At 67.7% G+C, this 20,834-nt stretch carries 20 protein-coding genes; 9 read left to right on the top strand and 11 right to left on the bottom strand.

The window, feature by feature from the left end:
- Positions 1 to 15 precede the first annotated feature (15 nt).
- Complete coding sequence (locus tag ACSQ2F_RS09800; RefSeq protein WP_436022205.1) at positions 16 to 309, top strand: DUF3149 domain-containing protein; 294 nt, start codon at positions 16 to 18, stop codon at positions 307 to 309.
- Between the two features lie 400 nt (positions 310 to 709).
- Here ACSQ2F_RS09800 and icd read toward each other — a convergent pair whose 3' ends face one another.
- On the bottom strand, positions 710 to 1,963 hold the full coding sequence (gene icd, locus ACSQ2F_RS09805; protein WP_436022207.1) for an NADP-dependent isocitrate dehydrogenase: 1,254 nt from the start codon (positions 1,961 to 1,963) through the stop codon (positions 710 to 712).
- Positions 1,964 to 2,117: 154 nt separating this feature from the next.
- Between icd and ACSQ2F_RS09810 the strand changes: the two genes are divergently transcribed.
- Complete coding sequence (locus tag ACSQ2F_RS09810) at positions 2,118 to 2,579, top strand: DUF192 domain-containing protein (protein ID WP_436022209.1); 462 nt, start codon at positions 2,118 to 2,120, stop codon at positions 2,577 to 2,579.
- Positions 2,580 to 2,649: 70 nt separating this feature from the next.
- On the opposite strand, the gene ACSQ2F_RS09815 is transcribed toward ACSQ2F_RS09810, so the two are convergent.
- From ACSQ2F_RS09815 to ACSQ2F_RS09825, 3 genes are all read right to left on the bottom strand, one after another.
- On the bottom strand, positions 2,650 to 3,231 hold the full coding sequence (locus tag ACSQ2F_RS09815; RefSeq protein ID WP_436022211.1) for a superoxide dismutase: 582 nt from the start codon (positions 3,229 to 3,231) through the stop codon (positions 2,650 to 2,652).
- Positions 3,232 to 3,308: 77 nt separating this feature from the next.
- The gene (xseA, locus tag ACSQ2F_RS09820; protein ID WP_436022213.1) at positions 3,309 to 4,616 is read right to left on the bottom strand and encodes an exodeoxyribonuclease VII large subunit; all 1,308 of its coding nucleotides are present in this window, start codon (positions 4,614 to 4,616) and stop codon (positions 3,309 to 3,311) included.
- Positions 4,609 to 4,743, bottom strand: coding sequence for a hypothetical protein (locus ACSQ2F_RS09825; RefSeq protein ID WP_436022215.1), 135 nt, complete (start codon positions 4,741 to 4,743; stop codon positions 4,609 to 4,611). The genes xseA and ACSQ2F_RS09825 overlap by 8 nt, the downstream gene beginning before the upstream one ends.
- 261 nt (positions 4,744 to 5,004) lie before the next feature.
- Here ACSQ2F_RS09825 and ACSQ2F_RS09830 point away from each other — a divergent pair, with 261 nt between their 5' ends.
- The 7 genes from ACSQ2F_RS09830 to ACSQ2F_RS09860 all read left to right on the top strand — a co-directional run bounded on the left by ACSQ2F_RS09830 (position 5,005) and on the right by ACSQ2F_RS09860 (position 9,774).
- Positions 5,005 to 5,649 carry a MotA/TolQ/ExbB proton channel family protein gene (locus ACSQ2F_RS09830; protein WP_436026783.1) on the top strand — a complete coding sequence of 215 codons (645 nt, stop codon included), beginning with the start codon at positions 5,005 to 5,007 and terminating at the stop codon, positions 5,647 to 5,649.
- Between the two features lie 24 nt (positions 5,650 to 5,673).
- Entirely contained in the window at positions 5,674 to 6,093 is a 420-nt protein-coding gene (locus ACSQ2F_RS09835; protein WP_436026784.1) for an ExbD/TolR family protein, read from the top strand.
- Positions 6,094 to 6,099: 6 nt separating this feature from the next.
- Positions 6,100 to 7,128 carry a tetraacyldisaccharide 4'-kinase gene (lpxK, locus tag ACSQ2F_RS09840; protein ID WP_436022217.1) on the top strand — a complete coding sequence of 343 codons (1,029 nt, stop codon included), beginning with the start codon at positions 6,100 to 6,102 and terminating at the stop codon, positions 7,126 to 7,128.
- 22 nt (positions 7,129 to 7,150) lie between these two features.
- Entirely contained in the window at positions 7,151 to 7,351 is a 201-nt protein-coding gene (locus ACSQ2F_RS09845; RefSeq protein WP_436022219.1) for a Trm112 family protein, read from the top strand.
- On the top strand, positions 7,348 to 8,100 hold the full coding sequence (kdsB, locus tag ACSQ2F_RS09850) for a 3-deoxy-manno-octulosonate cytidylyltransferase (protein ID WP_436022221.1): 753 nt from the start codon (positions 7,348 to 7,350) through the stop codon (positions 8,098 to 8,100). The genes ACSQ2F_RS09845 and kdsB overlap by 4 nt, the downstream gene beginning before the upstream one ends.
- A gap of 155 nt (positions 8,101 to 8,255) precedes the next feature.
- The gene (gene adk / locus ACSQ2F_RS09855; RefSeq protein WP_436022223.1) at positions 8,256 to 8,909 is read left to right on the top strand and encodes an adenylate kinase; all 654 of its coding nucleotides are present in this window, start codon (positions 8,256 to 8,258) and stop codon (positions 8,907 to 8,909) included.
- A 106-nt stretch (positions 8,910 to 9,015) separates the two neighbouring features.
- Complete coding sequence (locus ACSQ2F_RS09860) at positions 9,016 to 9,774, top strand: 3-hydroxyacyl-CoA dehydrogenase (RefSeq protein ID WP_436022225.1); 759 nt, start codon at positions 9,016 to 9,018, stop codon at positions 9,772 to 9,774.
- A 33-nt stretch (positions 9,775 to 9,807) separates the two neighbouring features.
- On the opposite strand, the gene ACSQ2F_RS09865 is transcribed toward ACSQ2F_RS09860, so the two are convergent.
- The 7 genes from ACSQ2F_RS09865 to tadA all read right to left on the bottom strand — a co-directional run bounded on the left by ACSQ2F_RS09865 (position 9,808) and on the right by tadA (position 20,832).
- On the bottom strand, positions 9,808 to 12,630 hold the full coding sequence (locus ACSQ2F_RS09865; protein ID WP_436022227.1) for a TonB-dependent receptor plug domain-containing protein: 2,823 nt from the start codon (positions 12,628 to 12,630) through the stop codon (positions 9,808 to 9,810).
- Positions 12,631 to 12,698: 68 nt separating this feature from the next.
- Positions 12,699 to 14,627, bottom strand: a complete 1,929-nt coding sequence (locus tag ACSQ2F_RS09870) for an ABC transporter ATP-binding protein (protein ID WP_436022229.1) — start codon at positions 14,625 to 14,627, stop codon at positions 12,699 to 12,701.
- Entirely contained in the window at positions 14,624 to 16,054 is a 1,431-nt protein-coding gene (locus ACSQ2F_RS09875) for an ABC transporter permease (protein WP_436022231.1), read from the bottom strand. The genes ACSQ2F_RS09870 and ACSQ2F_RS09875 overlap by 4 nt, the downstream gene beginning before the upstream one ends.
- Positions 16,051 to 17,034 carry an ABC transporter permease gene (locus ACSQ2F_RS09880; protein WP_436022233.1) on the bottom strand — a complete coding sequence of 328 codons (984 nt, stop codon included), beginning with the start codon at positions 17,032 to 17,034 and terminating at the stop codon, positions 16,051 to 16,053. Before ACSQ2F_RS09880 ends, ACSQ2F_RS09875 begins: the two co-directional genes overlap by 4 nt.
- Entirely contained in the window at positions 17,031 to 19,232 is a 2,202-nt protein-coding gene (locus tag ACSQ2F_RS09885) for an ABC transporter substrate-binding protein (protein ID WP_436022236.1), read from the bottom strand. The genes ACSQ2F_RS09880 and ACSQ2F_RS09885 overlap by 4 nt, the downstream gene beginning before the upstream one ends.
- Positions 19,233 to 19,234: 2 nt before the next feature.
- Positions 19,235 to 20,254, bottom strand: a complete 1,020-nt coding sequence (locus ACSQ2F_RS09890) for an LD-carboxypeptidase (RefSeq protein WP_436022238.1) — start codon at positions 20,252 to 20,254, stop codon at positions 19,235 to 19,237.
- Positions 20,251 to 20,832, bottom strand: coding sequence for a tRNA adenosine(34) deaminase TadA (gene tadA / locus ACSQ2F_RS09895; RefSeq protein ID WP_436022240.1), 582 nt, complete (start codon positions 20,830 to 20,832; stop codon positions 20,251 to 20,253). Before tadA ends, ACSQ2F_RS09890 begins: the two co-directional genes overlap by 4 nt.
- Positions 20,833 to 20,834: the final 2 nt, after the last annotated feature.

Below are 20,834 nucleotides of genomic sequence, written 5' to 3' on the forward strand. Positions count from 1 at the left end.
TGAAAGCAAGGCAACATGATTCACTCTAATGCGAACCATTCTTGTTCGCAAGAGAAACCATCGTGGCACCGCGGTGTGCCGGATGAAGCCGCATTGCCCGAGCGCAATGACGCTTCGGCAAAGAACGCGCTCAATGCATTGGCATTCACTGCGGAGCCATCGATGCAAGCCCTCAAGGAACTCTTCACCACCGAGGTCGGCCTGATGAGCGCCGCCGGCCTGACGTTCATGCTGGGCATGGGCGTGTTTTTCATTCGCTACATCATCAAGCACGTTCGGGAGGACGAGGCAAACGCGCGCAAAGGATGAGCGTCCGCCTGCGGACGCTTGCCTTCGGTCCGCCGCCGCGCCACTTCAACGAGACCGCGCCGCGGAGAGTTGATCGCGGGAGACGGGGACCGACATGTTGTACAGGTCGTCGAGGTGATGCCGCGTCCGCTGGACCACGGCGTCGCAGTTGAGCACCTCCGGCACACGTCATGGCCAGGTGGCTCGCAGAAGTCGCCCGGCATGGGAAGGGTGATGTGCTTCGCCGTGCTCACCACCGCCCGCCGCAACCGCTCACGCGTCGTTTCAGGGCGTCGGTCTTCTGGCCGAAGACGTCCCACTCGCCGGCTCGACGCAGACGAACGAGACGGGAAAACAAAAGGCCCCGCTTCCTTGCAGAAGCAGGGCCTTGCAGAACGTCATGCGCCGTCCCGCAACGGGATCACATGTGGTCGATCATCACCTGACCGAAGCCCGAGCACGACACCTGGGTGGCGCCGTCCATCAGTCGAGCGAAGTCGTACGTCACCTTCTTGGAGTCGATCGACTTTTCCATCGAGCTGATGATGAGGTCGGCCGCTTCGGTCCAGCCCATGTGACGCAGCATCATCTCGGCGGAGAGGATCTCGGAGCCGGGGTTCACGTAGTCCTTGCCAGCGTACTTCGGCGCGGTGCCGTGGGTGGCTTCGAACATGGCGACGGAGTCGCTCAGGTTCGCACCCGGGGCGATGCCGATGCCGCCAACCTGCGCCGCCAGGGCGTCGGAGACGTAGTCGCCGTTCAGGTTCAGCGTGGCGATCACCGAGTACTCGGCCGGGCGCAGCAGGATCTGCTGCAGGAACGCGTCGGCGATGGAATCCTTGATGGTGATCTCGCGACCCGTGTTCGGGTTCTTGAACTTGCACCACGGGCCGCCGTCGATCAGCTGGGCGCCAAATTCCTTCTGGGCCAGGGCGTAGGCCCAATCACGGAAGCCACCTTCGGTGTACTTCATGATGTTGCCCTTGTGGACGATCGTGACGCTCGGCTTGTCGTTGTCGATGGCGTACTGGATGGCCTTGCGCACCAGGCGCTCGGTGCCTTCGCGCGACACGGGCTTGATGCCGATGCCCGAGGTCTCGGGGAAGCGGATCTTCTTGACGCCGAAGTCGTCCTGCAGCACCTTGATGAGGCGCTTGGCCTTCTCGCTCTCGGCTTCGAATTCGATGCCGGCGTAGATGTCTTCCGAGTTCTCGCGGAAGATGACCATGTTGGTCTTCTCGGGTTCCTTCACGGGCGAAGGGACGCCCTTGAAGTACTGGATCGGGCGCAGGCAAACGTAGAGATCGAGTTCCTGGCGCAGCGCGACGTTGAGCGAGCGGATGCCACCACCGACCGGCGTGGTGAGCGGTCCCTTGATCGAGACCACGTAGTCGCGCAGCACCTGAAGCGTTTCCTCGGGCAGCCACACGTCAGGGCCGTACACCTTGGTCGACTTCTCGCCAGCGTAGATCTCCATCCACTGGATCTTCTTCTTGCCGCCGTAGGCCTTGGCCACCGCAGCATCCACCACCTTGATCATCACCGGCGTGATGTCAGCGCCGGTGCCATCGCCTTCGATGAAGGGAATGATGGGCTGGTCCGGAACATTCAGGGAAAAATCGGGGTTGACGGTGATCTTCTGCCCGTTGGCGGGCACTTTGATGTGCTGGTACATGAGATTGCTCCGGTCGATGCAATGAGAGGGGTGGAACTCGATAAGCCCTCCGGGATTCTATGCCACGCATGCGGGCCCCGCCTTCGGTCACTGCGTACGTCGAAGGGGTGTCCCGCACCATAATTGCCCCAGCGCAAACGTCCCCCTGAACACGATGTCCACTCTACTTCGCGTCCGCTTCAGTGCCGCCCTGGCCGCCCTGCTCCTCGCCTGTTCGGCTCTCGCCCAGGTCCCCCAGAACCTGCCGGCCATCCCGCTGGGCGCAGGCATCCACAACATCCGGGCCCAGGTCGCCCAGACGGACGAACAGCGCATGACCGGATTGATGCACCGCCCGTCCATGCCGACCAACGAGGGCATGCTGTTCATCTTTCCCGAGCCGTCCAAGCAATGCTTCTGGATGAAGAACACCCTGCTACCCCTGTCCACCGCATTCGTCGCCGATGACGGCACCATCGTCAACATCGAGGACATGCAGCCGCAGACGCTGAATTCGCATTGCTCGAAGCAGCCGGTGCGCTACGTGCTCGAGATGAACCAGGGGTGGTTCGCCAAACGCGGAATCAAGCCGGGCTACAAGCTGTCAGGCGAGCCGTTCAAGTCACGGCAGCCATGAAAAAAGCCGGTCACTGACCGGCTTTTCTTCAGGCGCGGCGGCCGGGAGGCCGCCGAGTCTTCCTTCAGCCTCAGGCGAAGTTCTTTTCCGCGAAGTCCCAGTTCACCAGCGAGGTGAGGAAGGTCTCGACGAACTTCGGGCGCAGGTTGCGGTAGTCGATGTAGTAGGCATGCTCCCACACGTCGACGGTCAGCAGCGCCTTGTCGCCCGTCGTGAGCGGCGTTCCGGCCGCACCCATGTTGACGATGTCGACCGAACCATCGGCCTTCTTCACTAGCCAGGTCCAGCCCGAACCGAAGTTGCCCACGGCGCTCTTGGTGAAGGCTTCCTTGAAGGCAGCGTAGCTGCCGAACTTGGCTTCGATGGCCGCGGCCAGGGCGCCCTTGGGCTCGCCACCGCCGTTCGGCTTCATGCAGTTCCAGAAGAAGGTGTGGTTCCACACCTGGGCGGCGTTGTTGTAGATGCCACCGGACGACTTCTTGACGATGTCTTCCAGGGCCATGTTCTCGAACTCGGTGCCCTTCTGGAGGTTGTTGAGGTTCGTGACGTAAGCGTTGTGGTGCTTGGCGTAGTGATACTCAAACGTTTCCTTGCTCATGTGCGGAGCCAGGGCATCCATTGCGTACGGCAGCGGCGGCAGCGTATGTTCCATGCGTATTCCTTTCGGTGGTTCGAGGGTCTGACCCGGCGATTGTAGGCAGCGGGTGCAGACCTGCTGTGCGGCCGGAATTATCGGTCGTCGGCAGGCTTCATGCTGACGTCGCGCACCTCGGCCGTGGCCGCGCCGTCCGCGAGAACGGCTCGCACGATCTGGCCGGGCGCGAGAGAGGCCGCCGACGTGACGGCCCTGCCCCCGTCGGTTTCGAGCCATGCATAGCCGCGAGCCAGCACGCGCGCCGGATCGAGTCCGTCCAGCCGCGACGCGAGCGACTGCAGCCGCACGCCCGCGCTCGCCAGCGCAACGCCCTGTGCACGCGTCAAGCGGGCCGCCAGGGCGTCATGGCGGAGTGACTGTCGGCGCACGACCTCGCCGGCTGCGCCTCCCAGCCGATGAGCAAGCAGAGAGAGTCGCTGCGTGTGACGTCGCACGCCGTCGGCCGGGCGCATCAGGCGCACGGTAGCGCGGTCGAGCCGCTGCGCCTGCACGTCAAGCACCTGATGCACCCGATTCGACATGACGCCGGCAAAGGCGTCGAGTACATCGAGGCACGCCGTCCTGGTGGGCGCCGCCAGCTCCGCTGCAGCCGTCGGTGTGGGTGCGCGAACGTCCGCAGCCAGGTCAGCCAGCGTGACGTCGGTCTCGTGCCCTACGCCACAGACCACCGGCAGCGGGCAGGCCGCGACGGCCCGCACGACGCGCTCGTCGTTGAAGGCCCACAGGTCTTCGAGCGAGCCACCCCCTCGGCAGACGATCAGCGTATCGACTTCGGCCCGGCGCGCCGCCGTTGCAATGGCCTCGACCAGCGCCGCCGGCGCCTCCGCGCCCTGCACCACGCTCGGGTAGATGACCACCGACACCTGCGGAGCCCGCCGCTGCAAGGCGGTGAGGACATCGTGCAGCGCGGCGCCGCCGCGCGACGTCACCACGCCGATCGTGCGAGGAAACGGCGGCAGCGGCCGCTTTGCATCGGCCGCGAACAGGCCCTCGGCTTCCAGCCGCGCCTTCATCCGGAGAAACTGCTCGAACAAGGCGCCGGCACCTGCTCGGCGCATCGACTCGACGACGAACTGCAGGTCACCCCGCGGCTCGTAGACGGCAATGCGCCCGCGCACCTCCACCAACTGCCCGTCGGCAGGCGTGAAGTCGAGCAAGCTCGCGGCGCGCCGGAACATGGCGCAGCGCAGCAGCGCGTTGCCTCCGTCGGCGTCCTTGAGACTCAGGTAGCAGTGGCCACTGCCCGCCCGGGAGAAACCGGACAGTTCGCCGCGCACCGTGCAGGCCGAATAGCGGGCCGCCAAGGTGTCGGCCACGGCGTGCACGAGCGCGGCGACGCCCCACACGAGCCGCTGTGGCTGTGGCGCCGGGGACTCAATCATCGGGAAAGCGAGCATTGGCGCGGGCCGAGAACTCCACAGCTCGCCGGCACGCGGCCTGAACGTCGTTCGACGCTGTCACGCCGCTTTCACAATCACGCAAGTGCTTGATTTGCAAGGATTTTTTCATGCCTAAACTTTGAGCAATCTGATGGAGGCCCTGATTTTTCGCGGCTTGGCGGCGTTTCGAGCCCACTTTCCCACAAAGTTATCCACAGCAGCGGTGGACTGGCGACAAGGTGGTGCGTGCAATTTTCCGATCGCCGCGGGCTCCGTCAAACGAACCGTTGCACTCGTCGGCAAACTTGGCCGGCCTTCGGGCCATAATCGCCCGTCCCGCCCCGGGTCACCGGGGCCACTTCCCCTCGCAATCACAGCAAAGAGGACCGGATTGTTTTCGATCATACAAGCCGCTGGCTGGCCGATTTGGCCCTTGATTCTCTGTTCCGTCGTCGCCCTGGCGCTCGTCATCGAAAGGCTTTCCAGCCTGCGGCCTTCGCGCGTTGCACCACCCAAGCTGCTCGAGGAGGTCATCTCGGTCACGCGGGCCCACCTGCCCGCCGCCGACGTGGTGAACAAGCTGGCTGACAACTCCATCCTCGGGTCAGTCCTCGCGACGGGCTTGCGCGTCGTCATCGCCGATCCCCGCATCACCGAAGACGTGCTCCGCAACGCCTTCGAGAACGCGGGTCGCGCCGCCGTGCACAAGATGGAGCGCTTCATGAACACGCTCGGCACCATCGCGTCGGCCGCGCCGCTGCTGGGCCTGCTGGGCACGGTCATCGGCATGATCGAGATCTTCGGGTCGCAGGCACCCAGCGGCGGCACCAACCCCGCCATGCTTGCGCACGGCATCTCCATCGCCCTGTACAACACGGCCTTCGGCCTGATCGTCGCCATTCCTGCGCTGATGTTCTACCGCTACTTCCGCGGTCAGATCGACGCCTACACGCTCGAGATGGAGCAGGCTTCCGAGCGCATGGTGCCGCACCTGATGCGGTTCTCGGTCCGCAAGCCCGCCGCTCCCGCGGCCTGACGTCCCGAGGTTTTCGCCATGGCCATGAAGTTTCGCAAGCACCACCCCGAGGAACCGGAGATCAACCTGATCCCGTTCATCGACGTGCTGCTCGTGGTGCTGATCTTCCTGATGCTGTCCACGACGTACTCGAAGTTCACGGAGCTGCAGATCACGCTGCCCGTCGCCGACGCCGAGCGACCGCGCGACAACCCGCGCGAGGTCATCATCGCCATCTCCAACGACGGCCGCTATGCCATCGACGGCCGGGCCATCACCGGCCGCTCCGTCGACAGCCTGGCGCGCGAACTGGCGGCCGCGTCCGGCGGCAACAAGGACACGACCCTGATCGTCTCGGCCGACGCTGCAGCGGCGCATCAGTCGGTCATCGTGGTCATGGATGCGGCGCGTCGCGCCGGCCTGCCCAAGCTCACCTTCGCGGCCCAGGGCAGCCAGTCCAACTGACCGGGGATGAGTGAATCGTCCTTCGCCACGCGCCTGCAGGCGGCGTGGCTGCGCCGCGGGCCCCTGGCCCTGGCGCTCTGGCCGGTATCGCTGGTCTACGGCGCCCTGCAGGGGATTCGTCGCATCGTCTACCGCCTCGGCTGGCTGGCGCAGGAACGCCTCCCCGTTCCGACCGTCGTCGTCGGCAACTACGTGGCCGGCGGCGCCGGCAAGACGCCCACGACCCTGGCCCTGGTGGCATGGCTTCGCAGCCAGGGCCGCATCCCGGGCATCATCTCTCGCGGCTTTGGCCGCCACAGTGACGACGTGCTGCTGGTCACGGCCGGCTCGGCGGCACGGAACGTGGGTGACGAGCCGCTCCTCATGCACCTGCGCTCTCGCGCGCCGGTCGCCGTGGGGCGCGACCGCGTCGCGGCCGGCCTGGCCCTGCTGTCGGAACACCCTGAAGTCGACGTGATCGTTGCCGACGATGGCCTGCAGCACCTGCGGCTGCATCGCGACCTGCAGATCGTGGTGTTCGACGAACGTGGCGCCGGCAACGGCTGGCTGCTGCCGGCCGGTCCCTTGCGCGAGCCCGTGCCGCACCGCGTGCCGGCCAGCACCCTCGTCATCTACAACGCCCCGGCGCCTTCCACCTCATGGCCGGGCCATGTGGCCTGCCGCGAACTGGGTGGCGCCGTGGAACTCGCCGCGTGGTGGCGCGGCGAACCGGCGAGCCCGGATGCCATGGCGGCGCTGGCGGGGCGCCCGGTCGTGGCGGCCGCCGGCATCGCGCGGCCTGGCCGGTTCTTCGGCATGCTGAGGCAGGCGGGTCTTGCCGTCCGGGAACTCCCGCTGCCCGATCACCACGACTTCGCCACCCTGCCCTGGCCACCCGACACCCCCGACGTCATCCTCACCGAGAAGGACGCGGTGAAGCTGAGGCCCGAGACGGTCGGGGCGACCCGAGTCTGGGTGGCCGCGCTAGACTTTGCGCTTGGAGCGCAAGCCGAAGCCGAACTGCACCGCCTGCTGCCGCCCCGGCAGCGGCCCTGAACCGAACACGATTGGAGATCCCATGGAGACGCGATTGCTCGACCTGCTCGTCTGCCCGCTGTGCAAAGGCCCGCTCGAACACCGCCGCCCGCCAACCGACGAGCGCCACGAACTGGTCTGCAATGCCGACCGCCTGGCGTTCCCTGTTCGCGATGACATCCCCGTCATGCTGGAGTCCGAGGCCCGCTCGCTCGACGCCGTACCCGCGGCAACCCAGGCGTGAGCTTCACGGTCCTGGTCCCGGCCCGTTTGCAGTCGACGCGGCTGCCACGCAAGCCGCTTGCTGATCTGGCCGGATTGCCCATGGTGGTCCGCGTGGCGCGCCGCGCCGCCGAATCGTCCGCGGCCCGCGTGGTCGTGGCAGCCGACGATGTGGAGATCGTCGCCGCCTGCGACGCGCACGGGGTCGCGAGCGTGCTCACCCGTGCCGACCACGCCACCGGCAGTGACCGCCTGGCCGAGGCCTGCGAGCAGCTCGGCCTCGACGGCACCGACGTGGTGGTGAATGTGCAAGGCGATGAACCGCTCATCGCCCCCGCCCTCATCGACGCCTGCGCCGCGCTGCTGGCAGACCGCAACGCCTGCGTGATGAGCACCGCCGCCCATGCGATCGACGATGTCGCGGAGTTCCGCAATCCCAATGTGGTGAAGGTGGTGCTCGATGGCGCCGGCCGCGCCTTGTACTTCTCGCGCGCGCCCATGCCCTGGTGGCGAGACGGCTTTGTCGACGGCATCGCCACCCTGCCGTCGCCCGCGCCCCTGCGGCACATCGGCATCTATGCCTACCAGGCGGGGTTCCTGCGACGATTCCCCGCCCTGCCCGCCTGCCCGCTCGAACAGATCGAGTCGCTCGAGCAGTTGAGGGTGCTGTGGCACGGCGAACGCATCGCCGTCCATGTGAGTGCCGAGCGGCCCGGCCCGGGCGTCGATACCCCCGACGACCTCGCGCGCGTGCGTGCGCTCCTGGGCTGACGCGGCCCTGACCGGCAACGCTTCTTTCGCGCCGCAACACGGGCAAGACCCGGGCAAAGCACGTGAGTGCGCGTGCTATTCTTGGTGACAAATGCGGGCCATCGCTGTGCCGAGGGACACCGCCACCGCTTCATCAAAAAGACCGAGGAATTTCCATGAGACTGATCCTGCTGGGCGCACCGGGCGCCGGAAAGGGCACGCAAGCGGCATTCATTTGCCAGAAGTACGGCATCCCCCAGATCTCCACCGGGGACATGCTGCGTGCGGCCGTCAAGGCAGGCTCGCCCCTCGGCGTTGCGGCCAAGAAGGTGATGGACTCGGGCGGTCTCGTGAGCGATGACATCATCATCGGCCTCGTCAAGGAACGCATCACGCAGGCCGACTGCGCCAAGGGCTTCCTCTTCGACGGCTTCCCGCGCACCATCCCGCAAGCCGATGCCATGAAGGAAGCCGGCGTCAAGCTCGACTACGTGCTCGAGATCGACGTGCCCGACTCCGCCATCATCGAGCGCATGAGCGGCCGACGGGTGCACGCGGCCTCCGGCCGCACGTACCACGTCAAGTTCAACCCGCCGAAGGTCGCCGACCTCGACGACCAGACGGGCGAGCCCCTGATCCAGCGTGACGACGACAAGGAAGACACGGTGCGCAAGCGCCTCGACGTCTACCAGAGCCAGACCCGTCCGCTGGTCGACTACTACGCGCGCTGGGCCGCTACCGGCGACGGCGGTGCCCCGAAGTACCGCAAGATCTCGGGCACCGGCACCGTCGAGGAAATCACCGCACGGGCCCTCGCCGCGCTCGGCTGAAGCCGAGCGGCCGGGACGCCTCTTGCCGAAGCCGCTCACCCGAGCGGCTTTTTTCATCCCGCCTCCCTCTCGCCTCTTCGTCCTCACCTTCTGGAGCGTCAAACGCATGGACATCGCATCCCACGCCTTCATCGTCACGGGTGGGGCTTCGGGCCTCGGGGAAGGAACCGCCCGCATGCTGGCCGAACAGGGCGGCCGCGTCGTCATCGCGGATGTCCAGGATGGCCCGGGCCGGGCCTTGGCCGAAGCCATCGGAGGGCGCTACGTCCGCTGCGACGTCACGGACGAAGCGCAGGCCGCCGCGGCCGTGGCTGCCGCGACGGCGCTCGCGCCCTTGCGCGGGCTGGTGAACTGTGCGGGCGTCGCGCCCGCAGCGAAGACCGTCGGCAAGGACGGCGCGCATCCTCTGGCGCTGTTCGAACGAACCCTTCGCGTCAACTTGCTGGGCAGCTTCAACATGATCCGCCTGGCGGCCGAGGCGATGAGCGCCAACGAGCCGCTCTCGACCGGCGAGCGCGGCGTGCTGGTCTCGACCGCGAGCGTCGCCGCCTATGACGGCCAGATCGGCCAGGCCGCCTATGCGGCCTCCAAGGCCGGCATCGTAGGCATGACCCTGCCGATCGCGCGCGACCTGGCCCGGCTCGGCATCCGCAACATGACCATCGCGCCCGGGCTCTTCGCCACGCCGATGTTGTTCGGCATGCCGCAGCCGGTGCAAGATGCCCTCGCGGCCAGCGTGCCGTTCCCGAGCCGCCTCGGGGTGCCTGCCGATTTCGCTCGCCTTGTGCACCAGATCTTCACGAACGACATGCTGAACGGCGAAGTGATTCGCCTGGACGGGGCCATCCGTCTGGCCCCGCGCTGAGCGCGGGCGCCGCCATCGGCCCCCGCACCGGCGTCACTGGAAGCGATACGCCATGGTGAGGCGCACGGTGCGACGGGAGGCGTCGGCCAGGTTCTGCGGGATGATGCCGCCGCCGCTTTCTTCCAGCGCCCGCAAGTCCCGCGGTGGCGCCGTGCCGAAGAGGTTGCGGATGTTCAGGCCGAGCGTGAGGTCCTTCACGCCGGTATAGGCCAACGCGTAGTCGACCGTGATGGCGCGGCGCACCCGGCAATCCCCGGGGGACCAGCCGGCCGTGGCGCAGGCCTCGTCGGTGTACGAGGCGTCGAAATAGTCGCCTTGCAACCGTGTGCCGGCGGTGTAGTTGAGCCGCAGCGCGTTGCTGACCCAGCCATGGTCGAGCGCCGCCGTCAGGTAGGCGCGCCAGCGCGGGTAGCCGTAGCGGCCCGCCAGGTTGTCGCCGTAGGCATTGCGCTCGCTGCTGAACTGCCGGAACTCCCGCAGGAAGCTGCCCTGCATGGACAGGCTCAGGGCGCCGATGGCGGTGAGCACGCGGCTGCGCATGCCCACGTCCACGCCTTGGGCAAGCGTCTTGGCACTGTTCTCGTAGCGACCGAACGTGCCGGACAGCGCGCCGGCCGTCACGCCGTACATCAGCTGCTCGGCGGCGGAGAAACTGCGGTCGCTACCGAGCGGCAGGCGCTGCACCGTGCCGGGGGCCAGCGTGTCCTCCCGGTTGATCAGTGTCTGCGGGGTCATGTACCCGATCTCGTTGCGGCGTTCGATGCGCCACAGGTCCGCCTCGACCTGGACCGACTGCGCCGGCGCGAACACCAGGCCGGCCGTCATGCCCAGCGACTTCTCCGGCTGCAGTCCGGGATTGCTGCCCCGCACCGCAGCCACGCCCGCCGAGCACTCCTGGGTCATCACGATGTCGGCTCGTGCCAGCAGCGGCACGCGGGCCGGATCGTTCTCGGGCAGTGCCTCGGCCTGTGCACGCAGGGCGTTGGCCAGTGCCTCGGCCTGCGGGCAGCGCTTGGGGTCGACGATCCAGTTGTCAAAGGAGTACAGCGTCGTCTGCGAACTCTCCACCAGATTGGGCGCACGAAAGCCCGCCTCCACGGAGCCGCGCAAGAGCAGTGACGGCGAAGCCTCGAACCGAAGGCCCGCCTTGGGCGACACATGCGCCGCAAAGCCGGGGTACTTGTCCACGCGCGCAGCGGCCTGCGCCTCCAGGCGGTCGTTGAGCGGCACATTCGCTTCGGTGAACAGCGAGCCGAAGGTGCGCCGCCCCTGCGTCTCGGCCACGCCGTAGCCGACGATGTCGCCCGAGGCGAGGTTGGCCGATGGCGTGATCGACAATGACTCGTGCCGCAGGTCGAACCCGAAGGCCATGTCGACCGGGCGCCCGGCGAGCGTGGTCACCGGGCCGGAGATGCGCCCGTCGATGAACGCCTGCTTCATGCGACCGGTGTGGGTGAAGGTCGGGAACAGCGCATTCAAGACCTCGGCGCTGTTCGGCTGACCGATGCGGTAGCCGCGGTTGAAGAACAGCGGATCGTGCGGCAGGTTGTAGTCGCCGATCATGGTCTTGAAGCCGCTGTCGCTGTAGGCGCCGCGCGTGCTGTTCACCACGCGGCTTCCCATGACGCCGGCCGCCGTTTCCCAATCGAACGCGCCGCTCGTGCCACGCAGACCGGCGAGCGTGCGGTAACCCGTGCTCTCGACCCGCGTGTGCGAGTCGGCATCGGCGAACCGATACCGGAAGTCCACGTCATCGAGCCCCGTCGGGTTGAGCGGATGCTCGCGCGGCAGTCCGCGTTCGATGAAGAGGCGCGTGCGGCCAGTGCTCGGATCGAACCAGTTGGTGAAGGTCGGCGGGCCGTAGGCCGGATCGGCCAGCGTATAGCGCGTGTCGCTGCTGGCCACCAGGACCTCGGCGAAGCCCTGCACTTCCGGTGCGATCTGCAAGCGGCCCGAGAGCAGCAGGTTGGCCCGTTCGGTGGCCGGCTGGGCCTCCAGCCGCGAATAGCGGTCGTACATGCACAGGCCATCCACCACGTTGGCCGGGGCACAGCCCGGCAGCGCCCCGCCCGCCTCGATGATGTTTCCGGGGTAGCTGTAGGTCGACGGCGACCCGAAGGAAGGAAAGTAGCTGCCCACCGAAGGGTCCAGCTTGCCGAGGACCTCGCCCCACATGACGGATGAGCGCCGGTAGAGCTCGACGTTCATCATGAGGTTGAAGCGGTCCTCCGCGAAGTTGCCGATGCCGGCAGTGATGCTGGCCGAGGACGCGCGGAAGTCGCGTGCGTGCGTCGAGCGCTCATGGCCTGCACGCACGGTGACACCCTGGTAGTCCTTGCGGGTGATGACGTTGATCACACCGGCGATGGCGTCCGACCCGTACACCGCAGCCCCTCCGCTGCGCAGCACCTCGATGCGCTCCACCGCATCGAGCGGCAGCGTGTTGAGGTCGGTGAACATCGCCGGGTCGTCATGCATGGCGAACGGCGACAGGCGTCGCGAGTTCAGGAGCACCAGAGTGGCTTGCTGACCCAGGTGGCGCAACGAGGCGGAGGAGGCACCCGCCGCATAGGAGTTGCTTCCGGTGATGTCCGACAGGTTCTTGTTGGCGCCGGAGGCATGCTGGCTTGCGCCCACCAGCGAGTCGACCACCTCCTTCACCGTGCTCAGGCCCGTGCGCTCGATGTCGGCGCGTGTGAGGACGAGGGTGGGGGTCGACGGCTGGGCCGCGACCTGCGGGATGTTGCTGCCGGTGACCTGCACCTTGGGCAAGGTCACTTCCTCGACGGCATGGGCCAGGAGGGGCAGTCCCGTCGCGAGAGCCAGAACGGCAAGGTTGATGGCGGTTCGTTGCATGTGTACTTCTTGTTCATGACAGCGGCATCGATCGGCCTTCGGGTCGATCGACGCGCCTTCCCCTCGACTCAGGCGATCCGCGGCACGGCAGCCAGGAGCCGCCGGGTGTACGCCGACCGGGGCTGGCCCAAAACGTCCTCGGCACGCCCCGCCTCCTCGATTCGCCCCAGTCGCATCACCGCGATGTGGTCCGCGATGTACTCGACAACGCCGATATTGTGCGTGATGAACAAGTAGGAAACCCCCAACTCGGTCTGCAGGTCACGAAGAAGATTCAGGATCTGGGCCTGCACCGACACATCGAGCGCCGATGTCGGCTCGTCGCAGACGATCAGTCTCGGCTCCACCGCCAGGGCCCGTGCAATGGCGATGCGCTGGCGCTGCCCGCCCGAGAACTCGTGCGGATGCCGGCCCAGCGCATCGCGCCGCAATCCCACCCGCTCGACCAGCGACGCGAGCCTCGCCTGCCGGGCCGTGGCGTCCAGCTCCGGGCGAAGGGCCAGCAAGCCTTCCGCAAGAATGTCGCCCACTCGCAGGCGGGGGTTGAGGGAGGCGAACGGATCCTGGAACACGATCTGGATCGCCGAGCGCAAGGGCCGCAACTCGGCCTCGGGCATGGACAGCAGCTCGCGACCCTCGAAGACCGCGCTGCCGCTCACCCTCGCCCGGCCGCGGAGAAGCTGCACGATCGCCTTGCCGGTCGTGGTCTTGCCACTGCCCGACTCCCCGACCAGGGCCAGCGTGCGGCCCCGGTCGATGGACAGGTCAACACCGTCCACCACCGTGCGAAGAGAGGGTTTGCGCAACAGCCCACCGCGGCCCGTCTCATAGCGCACGGTCAGGCCGCGCACCGTCAGGAGCGTGGCCGCCGGGGCCCCTGTCTCCGGGAACATGGGCTCGCCCCTCGTTCCCTCCGCCATGGCCAGATGCGACCCCGGTGCGCTCGGGGAGACCACTGAGCCTGCGCCCAGGCCGGCACCGTCGTTGAGAAGGCAACGCACCGCGCGCTCCTTCGCACCGTCCACGGGGAGCAGGCCGGGCGGCGTCGTGGCACAGGCGGCGAAGGCCCGATCACATCGCGGTGCGAAACGACAGCCCTCGAAGCGACCGGTCAGGGCGGGAACGGTGCCGGGGATGGCCGCGAGCGGCGTGCCCCGCTTGTGGGCTTCCGGGAGCGAACGCAGCAGCAGCTCGGCATAGGGATGCCGTGGTGCCCGGAAGAACGCCGCCGCCTCCGCGACCTCGACGATCTGCCCGGCATACATCAGCGCCACGCGGTGGGCCAGGCCGGACACCACTGCGAGGTCGTGCGTGATCAGCAGCAGCCCCAGGCGCCGCTCGCGCTGCAGATCGCGCAGCAGGTCGAGCACCTGGGCCTGCAGCGTCACATCGAGCGCCGTCGTCGGCTCGTCGGCAATGAGAAAGTCCGGCTCCGCCGCCAGGGCGATGGCGATCATGACGCGCTGCTTCTGGCCGCCACTCATCTGGAACGGATAGTCGTCCAGGCGGCGCGCCGCATCCGGCAGGCCGACCCGTTCCAACCACCAGGCCGCTCGCGCCCGCGCCGCCGCGCCGCGCAGCGTCGAATGCGCTTCGATGGCCTCGATGATCTGGTCGCCCACCCTCATCACCGGATTCAGGCTCGTGCCGGGCTCCTGGAAGATCATCCCGACTCGCCCGCCGCGCACTCCGCGCATGGCCGATTCGGGCAAGCCCAGCAGTTCCGTCCCTGCCAGCTGAACACGGCCAGACACGACGCGGCCGTTGTCGGGCAGCAGGCGCATGAGCGCCAGGGCGGCCATGCTCTTGCCGCACCCCGACTCGCCCACCAGCGCGAAGGTCTCCCCTCGCTGCAGGCACAGGTCCAGCGCCTCGATGGCGCGAACCAGGCCGCCATCGGCGTCCAGCACCACGCCCAGCTTCCGGACGTCGAGCGCGTCGGGCCGCAAGCCTTCCACGCCTCCGGGTGCCGGCGTCGGCGCGTCACCGTTGCTCATGCAGCCTCCCTTTCCGTCGCCCGTCGACGGGCCCGGTACACCGCCGCCCGCGGATCGAACGCGTCCCGGACGCCGTCGGCGAACAGGTTGGCCGCTAGCACCAGGGCCACCATGAACAGGAAGGCGGCCGTGAACGACCACCACACCACCGGGTCCCGCGACATCTCGCTGCGGGCGAGGTTGATCATGCCGCCGAAGCTGTTCATGCTCGGGTCCACGCCCACCCCCACGTACGACAGCACCGCCTCGTAGAGCACCAGGGCGGAGAAGTCCAGCACCGTCGTGATGATGACGAGGTGCACCACGTTCGGGAAGACATGCCGCGTCATGATGCGCCACGGGCCGACACCGAAGGCCGTGGCCGCCTGCACGTAGTCGAGTTCGCGCAGCTTGAGCGTCTCGGCCCGCACCAGCCGGCACAGCCCGGCCCAGCCGGTCAGCCCGAGAATCACGCAGAGCAGGAAGAGGCGCACATCCGCCCGTTCGGCGCCCGTCTCGAACAGGTCGGGGTGGGTGTCGATGAACACCTGCATCATCAGCACGCAGGCGGCAATGAGCAGCACATTCGGAATCGACGACAGCACGGTGTAGAGGTACTGGACCAGGTCGTCCACCCAGCCTCCCAGGTAGCCCGCCAGGATGCCCAAGCCCACGGCAAGCGGCAGCGTCGCCACCGTCGAGAGGGTGCCGATGACGAACGCCGTGCGGATGCTCTTGAGTGCCTGGAGCAGCACGTCGTTGCCCGTGCGGTCGGTGCCCAGCACGTGGTAGTGGGTGGCAAGCGCAGTCATCACCCCCGCGCCGATGCCGATCGCGATCACCGTCAGGGCGGCCGCCCGCAACGGGAGCACGTTGTCACCGCGCACGAGCCGACGAAGCCGGTGCGCAAAGCGTTCGCGGGCCCGTGCGGCACCCAAGGCCGTCAGTCCGAGCACCAGCAAGGCCGCGACGCCCGCACCGACTGCGGCGCCGAGCGTCGTGCGCGCCGCGATGTCGGGCCAACGCTGCGCGCTGTCATCGTCCAGATGCGCCCCACCGTGGCGCAGCCGACCGTAGCCCGGCGTGCCATCCACACCCTTCGCATGCGACCGACTCGCAAGGGGCGCGGAGTAGCTGACTTCCCTGCCCTCGACCAAGGTCGACAAGGCCAGGTCCAGGACGGACTCGACCTGCGCGGCGTGCGCGGCGTGCCCGTCCTGCTGCGGCAACGCCCGGCGGAAATGCAGGGAGTCGGCCAGGGCCACCATGAGGAACAGCCCGAGCACGAGGCCGGCGCACAGCGTCGCGGGGTTGCGGAAGGCGCGTCGCCAGAGCTCCCGGCGTGCCGGCGTGCGGCGCACGTGCCAGGCGTATGCCAGCAGCGCGAACGCCAGGCCGATCAGCACCCCATCGGACCACAAGACGACAATGCGCGGCCAGGCGGTCATGACAATCGCACCCGCGGATCCGCCCAGGTGTAGGCGAGGTCGATGAGCACATAGGAGCCGATGTACAACAGCGACCCGACGAACACCATCGCCCTCACGATGGCGAAGTCCTGGCCGGCGATGGCGTCGATCACGTAGGCTCCCAGGCCCGGAATGCCGAAGAAGCTCTCGAAGACCAGGCTGCCGAGGAAAACGTAAGGCAGGTAGCTGCCTGCGCTGGTGATGATGGGAATCAAGGCATTGCGAAGCACATGGCGGCCGAGCACCCTGCCCTCGCCCAACCCCTTGGCGCGGGCCGTGCGAACGTAGTCACGCCCGATCTCCTCCAGGAACATGGCGCGGTACAAGCGCCCTTCCCCGCCGAGCCGGGACAGCAGCGACAGGGCCACGGGAAGCACGAGGAACCGGGCCGCATCGAGCCCGGGCGCCCAGCCGGAGATGGGGACGAGCCGGAGCACCCGCGAGAACAGGAACTGGCCCACGATGATGTAGAAAAGGCTGCTCACCGACAGCATCAACACGCACAGGACCACGCCCCAGAAGTCGATGCGACTGTGCCGGAAGAACACCAGCACCAGCGCGAAGACCACGCTCACGAAGACCTGCAGCACGAACAGCGGCACGGCCAGCTGCAGGCTCACGAGCATCCGCCGGCCGATCTCGTGGCCGATGTCGCTGGCCCCCGCCGCGTCCGAGCGTCCGAAACGCAGGGCCAGCAAGGCCACGGACCGGTCCCAGAACACCGTGTCGGTCACGGTCTCAAGGCCGGACGCCCGCTCGTTGAGATAGAGCGGCTTGTCATAGCCGCGCTCGACCTTCCATTTGTCGATCTGGTCCTGCGTCACGCGCTTGCCGCCGATGTTGAGCCGCGCCATGTCGTCCGGCGTGTTGACGCTGAAGAACAGCACGAAGGTCAACACGTTGACACCGACGAGCACGAGCAGGCCGTACAACACGCGGCGAAGGAAATAGCGTGTCATGGGCGGCCTCCGGTCGGCAGTGCCACCTGCCGCTCGCGGCGCAGCCAGGATCGCCGTGCCAGCCAGAGCGCCAGAGCCAGTGCCGCGCCTGCAAGGGCCATGGGCCACAGGATGGGACGGTTCCAGGCGTCTTGCCGTTCGGTTCGCTGGCCGGCGTCCACCCGGTGATAGCGCACCATGTCGCGCCCCATCACGCTCGGCTTGCCGTTCCCGACCCACGGCGCATACGCACCGGCCGCATGCGGGTGATAGCCGAACATCCAGGGCGCATCAGCCTGCACGATGGACACCATTTCGTCGATCAGGCGCTGTTTCGCGGGGCCGTCGTCGAGGAGTTGCATCTCACGGAAGCGGCGGTCGAAGGCGGGGTTCTGGTAGTTGGCGATGTTCTCCCCCTCGTGGAGCGACTTGGCGTTCGGCCCGTACAGCAGGAAGAGGAAGTTCTCGGCATCGGGGTAGTCGGCGACCCACCCACCGAAGAACAGCTGGTGCCGCCCCTGGTGCGTCTTCTCCTGGTACTGGTTGAAGTCGGTCGCCCGGATCTCGAGCTGGACACCGAGCTTGGCGAACTGCTTGGCTGTCCAGTCGAGCTCGGCCTTGATCTCCGGCGTGGGCGCGCGCTGGAAGTCATAGTTCAGCACCAGCGGGCGGCCGCTTCGCGCATCACGCCCTCCGGGGTAGCCGGCCTCGGCCATCAGGCGCCGAGCCTCCTCGATGGAGCGCCGCACCACCTGCCCGTCGACCACTTGGTGGGTGACCGGGTTGTGGCCGGCCACCGTGCCGTGGCGCGAACCGAAGATGCCGGCCGGCAGCGGCCCGTGGGCGGCTTCTCCGGCCTTGTAGAGGAACACGCGGCCATAGCCCTCTTCCCAATCCATGGCGATCGACAAAGCCTGACGCAGCTTGCGGTTGCGCGCCTGCGCGTCGGGGGTGTCCCCCCGACCCACGACCGGGTCGAGCATGTTGAAGCCCATGTACCAGGTGGTGAGGTCGGTGGTGCGCGGGAACTGGAAACCGCGCGACGTGAACCGTTCCCGAGTGGCTTCGGCGTCGTTCATGTCGGCCAGGAACTCCACGCCCCAGTCGAAGCGCTCGACCTCCGGCACGTCGATGTAGCCTTGGGCGAACTTGGATTTGAGCGGCACCCGCTCCTTCTCGATGTTGAACTCCACCCGGTCGATGAACGGCATGGGCTTGCCGCAGTCGGCCAGCAGGCCCGCCTCGCGGTCCCCTGCCTCGCCTTCGCAGGGGTACGGATCGTGGCGGTACAGCGGGTTGCGAACCAGCACGTGGCGCCGGTCCTGCTCATACTCCCGCAGCAGGTAGGCCCCGGTGCCTACCGGCCAACGGGCGAGGCTCAAGCCGTTGCGAGCCATGCCGGGCTGTGCGTAGAACTGGTCGGCCTCCCAGGGCACCGGTGCGGCAAAGCTCATGGCCAGCCAGTACTTCCACTGCGGGTACTTGCCCTTGATGCGGATGCGCAAGGTATGCCGGTCGAGTGCCTGCACGCCCTCCAGTGGCCAACGCCGAAAATCGAGGAAGGGCTTGTCGAGGGAGGCGGGGTCGAGTCCCGCCCGGAGGCGGGCATCTTCCAGGCGGATCCGTTCGCCGTAGGCCTGCAGCCCCACGACGTGCTCCGCAAAGATGCCGAAAAGCGGCGCCTGGATGCGCGGCGTGGAGTGCCGCTTGAAGGCGTACACGAAGTCCTCCGCCTCGACTTCCCGGGTGCCGCTGTGAGCGAAGTCGAAGGGCGAGCGCTTGTCACGGGTGTCGGCTTCGCTCAGGGCGTGGTAGCGGTAGCCTCCTGCGTCATCGCGCGCGAAGGCCGGATGCGGCGCGTACATGACGCCGCGCTTCAGCGGGATGTCATAGACGCTCTCGGCCACCTGGTCGCCGGGGGCGTCGTCCGGAAGGTCGCGGCCCTGGGCGTCACGGTAGTGCGGCGCGACGACCTCCTCGGCCAGCCGCGGGACCAGCGTGTACGGTCGCTTCAGGTAGTGGTACCCATAGAGCGGCTCGTAGACCTGGTAGACCACGGGGGTCTCGTTGTTGGCGTAGGACGCCGTGGGGTCGAAGTAGCGGGGCGAGCGCTCCTGGAACGCCACGAACAGGGTATTGCCGCGCTCGCTGCCGCGCGGATGCGGGCTGTTGTCGCATCCCGCCAGCAGCACCAGCAAGACGGCACCCAGCCAGCGCATGTTCACCGCCGGCGCTTGCGGCCGGCCTCCGACGCGCCGGCGTGCTCGTCGCCACCGTGGTGCGAATGGGCATGGTTGCCATGGTCGACGGCTTCGCCGCGCCCATCGTGATGGTCGTGCCCGTGGTCATGGGGCGTGTCCCATCCGAGGAATGCATCCCGGCCCTGCACGGCAAGTGTCGCCTTGCGCCCGATGGGCAGGCAGACTTTCGTGGGCACATGACCGAAAGGCAGGCCGGTGAGGATCGGCGTGCGGGTCAGGGAGCGCAGGTGGGCGATGACGGTCTTGAGCGAATAGCCGCGGTCCAGCGGCGACTTGGTGAAGGCGGTGAACGAACCGAGCAGGATGGCCTTCTGCTGGTCGAGCACGCCGGCCTGGTGCAACTGCAGCAGATTGCGCTCGATGCGATAGGGGTGCTCGTTGACGTCTTCCAGGAACAGGATGCCCTTGACCTTCGGCCAATGCGGCGTGCCGAGCAACGAGTTCACGACACAGAGGTTGCCGCCCCACAACCGGCCACTGGCCTGCACGCCGTCGAAGCCCTCCTCGGTGCGAAAGCCCACGGCCTCGAGGGCGCCGCTCATCGCTTCGCCGAAACAGTCGGGCGTCACTTCGTCCAGCGCCTCGCCGCCGAAGTCGCCGCAGGCCATGGGTCCGGCCCAGCTTTCGGCCTTGGTGTGCGCCAGCAGGCCCAACTCGAGGGCGGTCATGTCGCTGTAGCCCACCCAGCGGGTGCCGTTCTCCACGCTGCGGGCCATGCGCTTCCAGTCGATGCGGTCGAGCAGCCGCGTAAGGCCGTAGCCGCCCCGGGTGGCCAGCGCCACCGAAGGCGCCTGCTTGGCGATGCGGTGCAGCGCCGCCAGGCGCTCCGCGTCGTCCCCGGCGAAGCGTTGCTCGCGCGAGAGCGCCGACTCATCGATGGACACGTCGAAGCCCTGGCTTGCAAGCCGCTTGGCGGCCCGCCGCAAGGTTGCCGCCTGGGCCACGGCACCGGCGGGGGAGAACAGGGTCAGCGAAGTCATGAATGGGGAGGCTCGGACAGGGGAAAGGGAACCTCGACGGCATCGCCGGTCGGGATCTCGGGAACCGGTTCTTCGGCCGCCGCAACGGGGGCCGGAACTGCGCCCCGCCGCTGGCGGTAGATCTCGCGCCGCTCCGCGAAGAAGTCGCGCAGCACCTGCCCGCACTCATGGGCGAGCACGCCGCCTTCGAGTTGGGTGTGGTGGTTCAGGCGCCGCTCGGCGAAGAGGTCGAGCACCGAGCCGGCCGCGCCGGTCTTGGGATCGACGGCGCCGAACACGACCCGCTTGAAGCGTGCATGCATCAATGCCATCGCGCACATGGCGCAGGGCTCCAGCGTCACGTAGAGCTCACACTCCGGAAGCCGGTAGTTGCCGAGCAGCGTCGCCGCGTGGCGCAGGGCGACGATCTCGGCGTGAGCGGTGGGATCGTGCTCGGTGATGGGACGGTTGTAGCCGGTGGCGATGACCTGGCCACCCCGCATGATCACGGCTCCCACCGGCACTTCACCCACCAACCATGCGTTCTGGGCCTGGTCCAGTGCGATGCGCATGGCGTGTTCGTCGGCAGGGGTGCTCATCG

It is taken from the genome of Rhizobacter sp. LjRoot28, assembly GCF_964253025.1.
Taxonomy (GTDB): Bacteria; Pseudomonadota; Gammaproteobacteria; order Burkholderiales; family Burkholderiaceae_C; genus Rhizobacter.